Genomic DNA, 12,281 nt, shown 5'->3' on the forward strand with positions numbered 1-12,281 from the left:
CACTCGACCGTCTCCCGGTTCGCAAGTGCCGTGCGGTCATGCCCGATCACGTCGGCGAACGGTGCTTCGTCGGTCGCGGAGCCGAACAGTTCGGTTGCGGCCCTGTTCGCCCGGGCGAGCGCGCCGTCGCGTTCGACGGTGACGATGACGACGAGCGACCGGAGGGAGAGCGGATTTGGCGGCATCCGTACCGGTTACTACGATAGCCCACAAAAAAGCGTGGTCACTGCCCGAGGTCAGTCACCTGCCTCCGATACCGCGTCTTCGTCGAAAAACGCGTCCAGCAACTTTCGCTGTGCGTTTCGAAGGTGGTAGAGGACCGTCGGACCGGCGATGTCGAGCGCATCGGCTACCTCCTCGGACGTGCTGCCCCGCGGCGAGGTGAAGTAGTCCGAGAGATGTGCGGTCTTGAGCACGTTCCGTTGTTTGTCCGTCAGCGCCTCCGCGAGGTCGTTCCGGAACGCTTCCATCGTCTCCGGTTCGCGAGCCCGCGTCTCCTTCGTGAGTATCTCCGTCTCGCCGAACCCGTCACTTACCGTCTCGACGACGTCTCTGACGTCCCCGTCAGCGGGGAGGTCGGCGGTGACCTCGGCACCACGTGAAGTGTACGTCGCAGCCGTGATGGTCGCACCCCAGTTCGACAGCGCCGTTATCGGTGTCTCACCGGACACACCGACCTCCAGTAGCGGCGTCTCGTCGCCCTCCTGAACTGCTCGCACCGTCGAGATGGCAGGGTGTTCCGCTAACGTCGACATCACTGCCTCGGTCGCATCCGCAGCGCGAAGATAACACACGACCGTCTCGTCCTCACGGACGACGGCACCGTCGAGCGAGAGCGGTTCGTCTGCGGCTTCGGCCGCCACGACGAACGGAATCCCGTCGTCCTGGACCGAGAGCGTGAGTTCAGTGACCGTGTCGGCGAACAGGAGGTCCGCCTGCTGGATGGCGTTGACTGCGAACCCGGCGAGCGCTCCGAGCGTCTCGAGGCTCGCAACCTCCTGCTCGCTGAACCCGTCCTCACGGGCAGCGTAGACGCCCATGACGCCGTAGACGGTTTCACCGTACACGAGTGGCACCGCGATGGACGACTGGAGGCCGTGACCGAACGCTGCCACCCGCAGTTCGCGTGGCATGTCGTTCTCGTCCGCGATGGTCTGGACGACGCGGGTGGCTTCGTTCTCGACAGCGACGCGCTCGGGAACGTTAGTGTCAGTCTCGAGTCTGTCGCTGAGCGCGTCGAGCATCTCCGGTGCGTCGCCCGCGGACGCGGCGACCTGGAGGCGACCGTCGGTGAGATCCCGTTCGCCGATCCACGCGAACTCGTACAGGTCCGTCGTTCCGAGTCGGTCACACACCGTGCGCCAGACTTCCTCACGCGCCGATGCGTCGATGATCTTCCGCAGGACCGTCGCGACGAGCGAGTCGATCGACTCGAGTCGCTCGAGCCGGCGCTCGAGCCGGTCGATCCGTTGCTTTCGCTCGTGACAGTTGGTCCGGTCGCGCACGTAGATGCGGACCTCGTCGCCGTCGCCGAGCAGATCGATCTGTAGCCACCTGTCGATCTCCGGGTAGTACTCTTCGATGGAGCGCTCGTCGGGCGGACCCGTCGTGAAGGCCTCCCGGAGTGTGCCGTCGGCGGACCTGGGGAGCGCCGACGCCACGTCTCGTCCGACGAGTTCTTCAGGGGCCACGTCCAGCACCGTCGCTGCTGCCGGATTCGCCGCTTCGATCTCCCCCTCTGCCGTCGCTTCCAACACGCCGACCGGGGCCTGCCGCAGACTGTCGTCCATACAGATATCGTTCATGTGTTTATCTCGTCCGGTCCGTATACAATTTACCGACTCGGTGCCACTCGCCTGTCCGTTCCTGGACCGTCACGGGCTCCAAGCGACGTGACCGTCTCGACGGTCGCCGGCGTCCCGGGTCTCAGGGCAGGTGCTCGTATGGGTCGTCCTCGAACAACATACTCACCCCGAAACAGAACCACAGGAGGAAGGCCACCAGTCCGAAATAAAACGCGTCCACAGTAATCGGGCCGACCGATACGATGCCCTCCCCTGGGCCGGATTGCACGAGGAGGAACACCATCCCGCCGAGGCCACCGACCATCGGGACTATCCGATAGGTGAAGTCGTCGTATCGTTTCCACCAGTTCATCCTTCGAGCGGGTTACTGCGTGTCGTAATCGACGCCGCGGAACTCGAACCGAGCGCCACTGTCCGCACCGTCCTGGAGTGTGACAGTCCAGTCGTGTGCCACTGCGATCTGTTCGACGATTGTCAGGCCGAGTCCAGTCCCACCGTCGGCGTCGGTGTACCCCGGGTCGAAGACCCGCTCGTGGTCGTCCTGTGGGACTCCGGGGCCGTCGTCGGCGACGTAGAACCCACCGTCGACCGTCCCGACTCGAATCGTGATTCCATCTCGCTCCGTCTCGGAGTCGTCATCCGCCTCAGCCGCCGAGTCGTCCACCGTGCCGTGTTCGACGCTGTTCCGGAAGAGGTTCTCGAAGAGACGCTGGAGGCGGTCTGGATCGGCCGTAATCGCGGGGAGTTCCGGTTCGAGCTGGAGCGACGCACGCGTCGTGTCTACCGTCCTCCAGGCGTCCGTCGCGACGGTATCGACTTCGACGGCCGGTGACGGCGAGATAACGCCCTCGCGACGCGCCAGCGTGAGGACGTCCTGGATGATTCGCTCCATCCGGTCGTGGGCTCGTTCCAGGCTGTCGAAGTGTTGCTGGCCGCCCGTCTCGCGGGCCGCCTGCAAATGTGCCTTCGCCACGTCGAGGGGGTTCCGGAGGTCGTGGCTGATGACGCTCGCGATCTGTTCGCCTGCGAGGTCGTCGCTGCGGTCCCCCGGTGCCTCGGTGACCACGATTGTCCCGTGCTCGTCCCGAGTGCCGGTGGCCTCGAACCGGTAGGTGCCGGCTGCGACTCCATCGAGACCGGCATCGGTCCCGTCGGTGCTGACGGCAGTGTCGACCGGGTCGCCGGCCACCAGAGAGGCACACAGGTCCTCCATACTCCGGTTTCGGGCCGTGAGCCCGTTCTCAACACACCAGGTCCGGAACGAGTCGTCGGCTTCGTCGACCGCGAACAGCGAGTCGAAGCGGTCGTTCGTCTCGACCAGTGACACGGTGTCGTCTCTCACGGCGTACCGAGCGAGTGGTTTCGGGACCGCGTCCATCGGGACCGTGGCGTCGTTTCGATCCACCTGGTGGTCGTCCCCGCCCATTTAGATCACTGACCCGGCCACACGGAGCAAACAGGGGGCACAACAGCACAGGCTCCAGCCTCTCCGGCCCCGCGCCGACCTGTCGCGAACTGGATTCGGGTCCATTCTCATGTTACAATAACCGGCTTCGTACTTAGCTTGTCGTTCTAGCAGTCCCAATGTCGGGGCTAGATTCCGCCGAAAGATGCGACCCGCCACGACAGAGGCGGTCGGTCAGCCGACATCTCGGTCGTCGTCGCGGTGGCCACGGTGCGGCTCTCGAGCCGTCGTCTGTACTGTGAGATGTACTGGACGAGGGCACGGGTTCGGTAGTCTCTCGTGTCTCCGCTGACGCGAACGGTTGGTCAGTGGTCGGCGTTTTTATGCGAGGGCGACTCACGATTTGAGCCCCGGGCCGGCTCCGGAACCGACGGTGTCGGTTAGCGGGTCGCCGAGAGCTGTCGCACAGACGACTGACACTCCCAGAACGCCGACGAGAGCGGCTACGCCGAGAGAGCCGAACGAGTATGCGACTGCCGCCATCGCCACGTCGCTGGTCGCAAGCACTGCCGGGTAGAGGGTTGCTGGGTTCCACATCGTGGTCGTACTGTTAGCCGGTATCTCAGTAAAACGTGAGACTAGAATGCCGCAGTCGCAGTCCCGGTTCTATCTAGTAATCGTAAATCCTGGTCTTCGAGCCCCGTGAACTCACCCCGGGGCAGTCGGCTTGTACCGCCTGTACACGGTCTCCCAGTTCGCCACGCGACAGACCCGCGGGAATCGGTCGAACTGTCGTCGGACTCCGTCGGATGCGGTGTCTCTGGCCGGCTCCAGGCTCTGTCGACGACGGATGCTCCGCGGTGCACGTGTCAGTCGCGGGGACTGTGTTCCGAGACATCGCGTCCGTAACGCTCGACGGTATAAAAAATCCAGAGTTACGAGCGGCCGGCACCGGCGGGCGCCGGCGCGGTCAGACGTGTTCTTCGTGGGGCTGAACGACGACGAACCCCTGTTCGTTCTCGAAGTCCATCTGGAAGCGCTCGCCGGACTCCTGGCCGATCATGTCTGAGAGGTTGGTGTTGACGCTCACGTCGGGAGACGTGTCACTCCAGGCGACAGTAGCGGCGGGGTCAGTGGTAATCGGCGGTTCCACGACGATGGGGTCGCCATGAGTGGTCAGCGCTACCGTTCCGGGGCCCTGGAGGTAGACGTTGGTGAACCCGCCGGCGAACGACCCCGCGAGACTGTCTATCGTGCTAATTTCGTATTCGAGGCCGTTCTCGAACGCGAGGACGTCCTCGCCGTTGACCGTCACCGATTCGTCGGCATCGAGCGTCAGCACCTGCACCTTCTTCTCCGTGTCGGCGAGATAGACGTGTCCCTGCCCTTCGACGGTCATGACAGGTGTTCCCTCGCCGGTTGCGGCCTCCTTGAGGAAGCCGGTGATACCTCCTTCCGCGGAGGCCTGTCCCGTGAAGGATAGGTTGCCGGTGTGTGCAATCATCGAGCCTGCCTTGGCCATCACCGAGCCATCGACGGCTACGTCGAGCGTATAGCTATTCTCGAGCCGGAAGCTTTCGTCCGTCTTCGTCGGTGCGTGTTCGGATTTGAACTGTTCGATGTCCATGGGTACACGGAACCGGTAAGACTCCGCTCGAACGTCCGGCGTCCGATTGAAATAACCGAGGGGCGCTGTTTCTCGGTTTGAAACGACCGTCACACTGAGTCCCGGTCGGGCCCCAGCGGCTTCGGGACGCACAGTAGAGTGAGAACCGCCACCGCGCGCCGGTGACGCACTGTCCGTTCCCGTGAGGGGTGGCTACAGCGACGTGCCCTACCACAGCGGTCGTCCGGTCTCGACGCACGGTCGCCTGTTACAGACATCTGTTCCAGCGTTCTATTACAGACGCACATTACAGACGGTTGTGACAGACAAATTCGGGAGGGTCGTGGTATAAACTACCGCCGGGGCAAGCCCGGCGGCCTCACCGTGTAGGGTCGGCACCGCACCCGGCGGGCGAGTGTAATTCCTCCCGACCGTTCTCGTGAGGAGTTGGCTGGAAGTAACACCCGAACACTCGCCTGCAGCGAGTATCCGTGGGAGTCGGCGGCTCCACTCCGCCCGTTGAAACCCCCGTCGCATCGCCGTAGCGGATGTTGAGAGGGGCCACATTTCCATCAGCGAACGGCCGTCGAAGTAGTTGCGATATTCAGTTCCATGTCTTGGGGTTGATTCTGGTCGTCGTCAGAGTGGTTGGCCACAACTGTAAATTCTTTAAGTATCGTGACGGGCTTCACCCTCGGGGTCGAGTGGTTCGAGAATCTTCGGTTCTCGTCATCACGGAAATCTTCGAGTTCCGTCCGGGCCCCGAAACGCTCGCCATCAACCGCCTGTAGATTCCGCAGAGAGACACTGCAGGTCGGTGCCGGGTCGTGAGTACGGAGCCCATAGAACAGCACATCTAGACGCTTCGAGCAGACGAAGGAGGGCAGTGGTAGGGGTGGGCAGCTGTGGGGTGGGGGTACGGAGGGCAGCTGCGGGGTGGGGGTGGGGATGTCGGATACTTTTCGGGGACCGCCTCCGACCGGCGGCTATGTTTGACCACGGTCCGAGGGTGAATAAATACCGAAGCCGCGTTTCTCCGTCCGAAACACTGCCCGGAACGTGGCCAGCCTGTTGACTCGCCTGTGGCTGCTGTGGCCGACCACTGGCAACTGGCGGTCTGATGGCTCTCGTAGGCGTAAGACCGCCGCTGCTGAGCGGCCGGCAGGCTCGTACCGAAGTCTTATCCGCCTAAATACCATATAAATAGTGATGAGAAGCAACCCGGACGACGACGACGAGCCGTTCGGTGATCTCTCCGGTGAGATCAACGAGATGCTATCTGGGACGGCCGACGGCGAGTCGGAGCCCGTCGACATCCACAAGTACGACGACGAAATCCGCGTCGTCGCAGATATTCCCGACGCCAGCGAGAAAGAGATCGATATTCAGTGTGATGGACGGGTTCTGGCGATCGGTGTGGCGCGTAACCCACGCCCGGTCATCAAGCGGGTCGACCTGCCGGCGTACGTTGACGACCAGTCCGCACAGATGAGCTTCAACAACGGCGTTCTGGAAATCACGCTCGACCGTGACTCTGACCCCGCAAATATCGGGTTCCACTGAGCGGAACCTGCGGGAGTCGCGCTCGAGTGACGGAGGCAATCAACAGTCGGGCAGGTGAAGGCCGGAGACGGTCGAAACTCCGCGAACTGCTGCGACACACGCAGTCTTCTCGAGGACGGGTCCACGCTGGATAGTCCTGTCTGCGACACTGTCGCTTGGACGGGGTCATATCCTCATGCGAGTGTCCGCCGGTAGCCGTCTCCATATCGGTAATCTGGTCGGAGTCTCGGACGAGGAGGTCTCGTGGCGAAAGTTAACCAACAGTCGGGGGTTGACGTTGGTTACGAAACGAGCAGACGGCCGTTCTCGTACTCCGTCTGTGAAAGAGTTTAGCCACCGAAACGGCAGAAGCTGCGGGGGACACTGTCGGCTCCCGGCCAATACAGTGCAGTCGGCGGAACGTGAGTCGGCAGGGAGCCCCATCGTCTCTACGGGTCCCTGGGGAGGGCGGAGGTGTGTACTCGTATATCGGACAGAGCCACCGTCTGCTCGACGGCGGGTTACGCTGCAGTCACGTTCGGCGATTCCAGGCAGATGTGCAGCTTTCCGAGCGAGATCGATTCGCGGGAGACGCACACCGGGTTTCCGGTGAAACGGAAAGTCAGTGCAGAACACACACCGGGTTTCCGGTGAACGGAGGATGCCTCGGCGAACACACACCGAGTTTCCAGTGAGGTGGATGTTCCTCGGCGGACGCATGTTCGGTTTCGGTCGAAACGAGCTTTCTTCGGCGAAGGCACACCGGGTTTCCGGTGAAGCGGCAGCCGGTGCCGAACACACACCGGGTTTCCGGTGAACGGAGGATGCCTCGGCGAACACACACCGGGTTTCCAGTGAAGCAGACGGTCTACAGCGAACACACACCGGGTTTCCGGTGAAATCCGACGTCGTGGCCGTCTCAGCCGTTACTCGATGGTGTCCTGAAGCACCTGCTTTACGACTTCCGGGTCTTCCAGGAGCTGGTGCTCGGTGTAACTCCCCTCGGCACTCCCGCCACTGTGGCGTGATTGTTCGATGACGTCTAGGAAGGCATGCTCTTTGAGCAGGTCACGAACCCGACGTAGTGAGAGAGAGTCCGCGGCTTCCTGCCGACAGATCTGCTTGTACGTATCGAAGATTCGGGTCGTTCGGAACCCGGTTTCGGAGTCGGCATCTATCGACAGCAACGTCAACGCCTGCAGCACGTACCGAGAGTGCGGCGTCGACCCCCGAATCAGTTCGCGGAAGCGGTCCGTTTCGGCGCGTTCCCGCGCTTCGGTGACGAACACCTCCCGGACCATCGAGGCGTCCTTCGACTGCGCGATTTCACCAGCGTACCGGAGCATGTCGATAGCCTTTCGCGCGTCCCCGTGCTCCCGCGCTGCAAGCGCGGCCACTCGCGGGACGACGCCCCCTTCCAGCACGCCGTCTTTGAACGCGTCTCCACGGGCCTGCATAATCTCCTGTAGCTGGTCGGCGTTGTACGGCGGAAATACGAACTCGCGCTCACAGAGGCTACTCTTGACCCGTTCGTCCATCCGGTCTTTGTACTTGATCTTGTTACTGATGCCGATGACACCGATCTTGCAGTTCTCGATTTTCCCGGCCTCACCGGCACGCGAGAGCTGCATCAAGATGTCGTCGTCGTCGAGTTTGTCGATCTCGTCGAGGATGATCAGTGTCACGTCGTAGAGGTTTTCGAGGATTCCCCACAGCCGTTTGTAGTACGTCGACGTGCTGATCCCCTTGTCGGGAATCTTGATCTCCGTTCCGTCCTGGTTGAGTTCGGACGCGACGGTCTGGACGGCCTGGGTCTCGGTCGAATCCTGTGCACAGTCGACGTACGCGAACGCGGCGTTGACGCCTTCCTCTTCTGCCGTATTGATCAGTCGCTGAGAGACGTACTTCGCACAGAGAGATTTTCCGGTCCCGGTTTTCCCGAAGATCAGCACGTTACTTGGGCTTTGATTGAAGATAGCGGGATTCACTGCGTTCGCGAGGTCGGCAATCTCTTCGTCACGCCCGACGATCCGACCCTCGTCAGGGAGATGGTTGATCTCGAGAAGTTCCTTGTTCGCGAAGATTGCGTCTTCTCTAATAAAGAGGTCGTCGGACTCGGACATTCGCTTGAACACCACGTTTCCGGTGAAACGACTTGGTTCTTTCCCCGAGACACACACACCACGTTTCCGGTGAAACTCCTCAGAAGAGGGGGTGGACTCCAGAAGAAACGGGGGTCAGGTCCCACCGGAAACACGGTATTCGCCGCCCGCAACCACGGGAGGAGCAGGCTAACCGCACGAGCTTCCGGCAGAATACGGCACAGGAGAGCAGGTTTTCGAGTGGTTCGAGTGGAGAGTTAGAGCGACTGGAGTCGCCCTTACCAAACTGAGCGACTCGCTTGTAGGGATGTAACGAGGCCATAGTACTTATATCTACGTCAGACATACATACGTCTCTTGTCAAGTAGAGGTTCATTTTGCACTGGAGTCAACACGGACGGCACACACTCTTCTAGGTATTTCACCGGAAACGTGGTGTGTGTGTGTTCCCTCTCGAAGATATTCCGTCTCCCGTCTCCCCATCCTCTGAGGCCTCCTATTGTTTGAGGTCCCACATTCCTTGAGGTCCCACATTCTTTGATGCCTCCTACTCTTTGAGGTCCCCTCTTCTCTGAAGACGGCCGCACCGATCGAGCTCATCTTCTGATCCACAATTGAACGACCGGTTCTGAACTCGAGAGAGCTCTCTCGGGACCTGTGGGATGCAGTGGGATGCAGTGGGATGCAGTGGGGTGCAGTGGGGTCACCCTCCTCTCCCTGTGGAACCGCTGTCTCCCGTGGTTAGGTAGCAGACCGTCTCAGCCAACCGTCCAACTCGTTGTCGTCTCGGCCGGCCCAACTGCCTCATCATTTCGTCGCTGTCTCGGCCGATCTCGATGTCTCTGCACCGTGTGACCCTCCGACCGTCCGTGGTTGTGCTACCATTTTGATATGTGCAAGACGATCCCGAGCGAGGCCCAACGAACGGGTCCGAGACACACCAGCTTACAATTTCACCGGAAACCCGGTGTCTCTTCTTCTGCCTCCCGATTTCACCGGAAACCCGGTGTGTGTCTCTGGGAGCCTCCGACTCGACCACACAGACACCGTCTCACAGTCGAATCTTAACCAACAACTGTCCGGTATTCGAACCGTGTTGGTTAAGAACTACCCCCCGTCCGGAGGGTACAGAAAAATACACAACGTGGCGCCGCTGAGGCGGGGAGGGTGGGTTCACCGTGAACGACTCACTCCGACTCTCCAGTTTGCCGTAGCTCCCTGATGATGCGGACTTAGCGCCTGTATACGGCTAAAACAGGGCACGACACAAGTCGGCAGACTCGCCACGGAGGCAGACTCGTCACGGAGGCAGACTCGTCACGAATATTGAAACAACCAGTCAGTCGTCGGTTTCTGTGATGTCGTCGACGAGTTGTTTCCCGACCGACCGCGTTTCGCCGTTCAATAACTCGAGGATGTACATGCTGCCGACGTCCTCGTATCCGGTCACCTGCACAGTCTCGTCGTCGCCGTCTGTGAGGGTGTGGGGTTCGGCGAACGTCACTGTGTACTGTGGCATCATCTCCGACTAAGAACTGAACGAGTAACACTCCGTCGGTCGGTCGAGTGACCGAAAACTGGCGGCCGAACACACGACACGAGAGCCTGCCGGGAGCAGACGACACGAGAGCCTGCTAGGTCTATGCGTTCCGGTCGTTGCCGATGCGGCCACGACGAACGGTCCAGCCGAGTCCGGTCGCGGAAACTCGTGGAACAAGTCCCATCACTGTCGGCCCAATAGTACGGGCATGGACATCGGTGTTTCCGTCGGGCCGTACGTCGACAGGATTGATGAACTGCCAGGGTCGTTCAGCTTCGTCGAGGTCGCGATTGGGGAGGGAGAGCGGCCAGTAAGCGCGCTCGACCCCGCCGCGCTCTCGGAGCGACTAACGACACGGGGCTTCGGTGCCACGGTCCACCTCCCGTACCGACAGCCGCTCGCGACGACGGTCGAGCGGATCGACTCCGCGACGCTCGAGTACTTCGATACGTTGCTCGCCGCGGCCGCGGCCATGGGCGCTGACACTGCGGTCGCCCACCCGCGCTCTCGGGGCTCCGGGCGAGACCACCTCGCCGACAGGATGGGTGCGGTGGTCGACCGGGCAGAAGAGCACGGCGTGACTGTCTGTTTCGAGACTGTCGGCCATGCGGGTGGGGTCGCGCTGGAACAGGTCGGCGAACTCGCCGCTGAAGCAGGCGCAGCGGTGTGTCTCGATGTCGGGTACGCGTACCTGGAGGCGGGGACAGAGGGCACGACTGCGTTCCTCGACTCGTACGGTGACATCGTGGACCACCTCCACGTCCACGGCGCGCGACACCGCCGCGATACGCACATCCCGGTCGGCAGCGGCGACGTCGACTACGCGACGCTCGGGCCGGCGCTCGCCGACGCGGCACCGACGACTGCGACCGTCGAGGTGTTCACCGACGACCCAGGATATCTGACCTCGTCGGCGGAGCGATTTACCGCGGCCCTCGACGGTGTGTCGCCGGAGGACGAGTGCCCGTGAGAGTCGAGCCCGCCATCGCCATCGTGTGAGTGTCGCCATCCCACGCCTATAGCGTCGTTCCCGCCGAGGCCGGTCTGTCGCCCGCAGGAACTTTCTCGCGGCGAGAACTCGGCGGCAGGACTCATCCGAACTCCACCGCGTCTGTTAAAAGACGACCTCCACCTCGTCCATCGAACGAGTAGTTTCACTCCGAACGTCGAGCTCCACCCCGCACGCCGAAAGAAACCAACAGTCCCGAACCGGACAGCCCCCTCGGAGACCTAAGTGTTGGGACACCAGGGACGAGCAGGTGGTGTCACAGACGGCCTGCGACACAGGACCCGAGTGTACTTGCCGCTGTGGTCCGTTGTGTCGACTCCATGGAGGCAGAAACGTGCCCCGTCGCCGGCAGGACGCACCTGCTTGGACAGTCGACGACCGAAGTCGCTTCCACGAGCGGTGCTAGTACCGAACAGTCACGCACGGTGACGACACCGTTCCGCGGAGGCCACGAGGGAGACCAGCCCAGCAACAAACCGACCGCGTTCTGGTGGGGGTTCGCGATGACTGCCGCGGGAGGTGTCCGGCCGTGACGGAGACGCAGGCTCGAGTCGCGCTGATCACCGGCGCGAGCTCAGGTATCGGAGCGGCGACAGCGAAACGATTCGCCGAGAACGGGACCGCTGTGGTGCTCGGTGCCCGGAGTGTGGATGCGCTCGAAGCGGTCGCCGAGGAGTGTCGCGACTGCGGCGTTGCGGCGGCCGCCGTCCAGACGGACGTGACCGACCCCGACGCTGTCGCGGCGCTCGTCGAGGCCGCGGTCGAGCGTTTCGGGCGGCTGGACGTGGCCGTGGTCAACGCTGGCATCGGCGAGGTCCGGGACGTACCGCTGTCGGAGTTGCCCCGCGAGCAGTTCGAGGCCGTCACCGAGACGAACGTCCACGGCGCATTTTACACGGCGCGGGCGGCGCTACCACACCTTCGCGAGCGTGACGGAGCCATCGTGTTCGTCGGCAGCTCCAAAGGCAAGTACCCGAGTACGTCGACACCGGTGTACGCGGCCTCGAAGTGGTGGGTTCGCGGCTTCGCAGCGAGCGTAGCCGGCCGCGCCGGTCCGGACGGGGTCGCAGTCACCGTCGTCAATCCCACCGGTGTCCCGACCGAGTTCGGGTCGGCGTTCCGGGAGACGACGAACGCCCAGAACCTCGACCCCGAGGCGACAGTTAGCGCTGCGGACGTGGCAGACGGAATCGTCTACGCGGCCGACCAGGAGGGGGCGACGGCAGTGGCAGAACTCGACCTCTACCGACGGGACATTCACGAGCGGTTTTA

General features: G+C 62.3%; 11 protein-coding genes. 3 read left to right on the forward strand and 8 right to left on the reverse strand.

Annotated features, from left to right (window positions below):
• From Q0964_RS09130 to Q0964_RS09155, 6 genes are all read right to left on the reverse strand, one after another.
• The coding region (locus tag Q0964_RS09130) for a hypothetical protein (protein ID WP_299266280.1) at positions 1-185 on the reverse strand (185 nt) is incomplete at its 3' end.
• Between the two features lie 51 nt (positions 186-236).
• Positions 237-1,805 (reverse strand): bacterio-opsin activator domain-containing protein, encoded by a 1,569-nt coding sequence (locus tag Q0964_RS09135; RefSeq protein WP_299266283.1) that lies wholly within the window; start codon positions 1,803-1,805, stop codon positions 237-239.
• A gap of 121 nt (positions 1,806-1,926) precedes the next feature.
• Positions 1,927-2,157 (reverse strand): hypothetical protein, encoded by a 231-nt coding sequence (locus Q0964_RS09140; RefSeq protein ID WP_299266285.1) that lies wholly within the window; start codon positions 2,155-2,157, stop codon positions 1,927-1,929.
• A 12-nt stretch (positions 2,158-2,169) separates the two neighbouring features.
• A complete protein-coding gene (locus tag Q0964_RS09145) occupies positions 2,170-3,210 on the reverse strand; it encodes a sensor histidine kinase (protein WP_299266287.1) in 1,041 nt (346 codons plus the stop codon).
• 396 nt (positions 3,211-3,606) lie between these two features.
• Complete coding sequence (locus Q0964_RS09150; RefSeq protein ID WP_299266290.1) at positions 3,607-3,807, reverse strand: hypothetical protein; 201 nt, start codon at positions 3,805-3,807, stop codon at positions 3,607-3,609.
• 373 nt (positions 3,808-4,180) lie between these two features.
• Complete coding sequence (locus Q0964_RS09155; RefSeq protein ID WP_299266293.1) at positions 4,181-4,837, reverse strand: AIM24 family protein; 657 nt, start codon at positions 4,835-4,837, stop codon at positions 4,181-4,183.
• 1,188 nt (positions 4,838-6,025) lie between these two features.
• Here Q0964_RS09155 and Q0964_RS09160 point away from each other — a divergent pair.
• Positions 6,026-6,379 carry an Hsp20/alpha crystallin family protein gene (locus Q0964_RS09160; RefSeq protein ID WP_299266296.1) on the forward strand — a complete coding sequence of 118 codons (354 nt, stop codon included), beginning with the start codon at positions 6,026-6,028 and terminating at the stop codon, positions 6,377-6,379.
• A gap of 905 nt (positions 6,380-7,284) precedes the next feature.
• Here the strand turns inward: Q0964_RS09160 and Q0964_RS09165 are convergent.
• Complete coding sequence (locus Q0964_RS09165; protein ID WP_299266298.1) at positions 7,285-8,481, reverse strand: Cdc6/Cdc18 family protein; 1,197 nt, start codon at positions 8,479-8,481, stop codon at positions 7,285-7,287.
• Between the two features lie 1,318 nt (positions 8,482-9,799).
• Positions 9,800-9,979: a hypothetical protein gene (locus Q0964_RS09170; RefSeq protein ID WP_299266300.1), complete on the reverse strand. Its 180-nt coding sequence runs from the start codon at positions 9,977-9,979 to the stop codon at positions 9,800-9,802.
• A 229-nt stretch (positions 9,980-10,208) separates the two neighbouring features.
• Here Q0964_RS09170 and Q0964_RS09175 point away from each other — a divergent pair, with 229 nt between their 5' ends.
• Entirely contained in the window at positions 10,209-10,970 is a 762-nt protein-coding gene (locus Q0964_RS09175; protein ID WP_299266302.1) for a sugar phosphate isomerase/epimerase family protein, read from the forward strand.
• Positions 10,971-11,538: 568 nt separating this feature from the next.
• Positions 11,539-12,281: SDR family oxidoreductase (locus tag Q0964_RS09180; protein WP_299266305.1), on the forward strand; the 743-nt coding region annotated here is incomplete at its 3' end.

This window comes from Halorientalis sp. (genome assembly GCF_028275115.1).
Lineage (GTDB): Archaea > Halobacteriota > Halobacteria > Halobacteriales > Haloarculaceae > Halorientalis.

Coding starts and splice junctions, on each gene's coding strand:
- Q0964_RS09135 (WP_299266283.1), bottom strand. CDS start 1,805: ATGAACGATATCTGTATGGACGACAGTCTGCGGCAGGCCCCGGTCGGC.
- Q0964_RS09140 (WP_299266285.1), bottom strand. CDS start 2,157: ATGAACTGGTGGAAACGATACGACGACTTCACCTATCGGATAGTCCCG.
- Q0964_RS09150 (WP_299266290.1), bottom strand. CDS start 3,807: ATGTGGAACCCAGCAACCCTCTACCCGGCAGTGCTTGCGACCAGCGAC.
- Q0964_RS09155 (WP_299266293.1), bottom strand. CDS start 4,837: ATGGACATCGAACAGTTCAAATCCGAACACGCACCGACGAAGACGGAC.
- Q0964_RS09160 (WP_299266296.1), top strand. CDS start 6,026: ATGAGAAGCAACCCGGACGACGACGACGAGCCGTTCGGTGATCTCTCC.
- Q0964_RS09165 (WP_299266298.1), bottom strand. CDS start 8,481: ATGTCCGAGTCCGACGACCTCTTTATTAGAGAAGACGCAATCTTCGCG.
- Q0964_RS09170 (WP_299266300.1), bottom strand. CDS start 9,979: ATGCCACAGTACACAGTGACGTTCGCCGAACCCCACACCCTCACAGAC.
- Q0964_RS09175 (WP_299266302.1), top strand. CDS start 10,209: ATGGACATCGGTGTTTCCGTCGGGCCGTACGTCGACAGGATTGATGAA.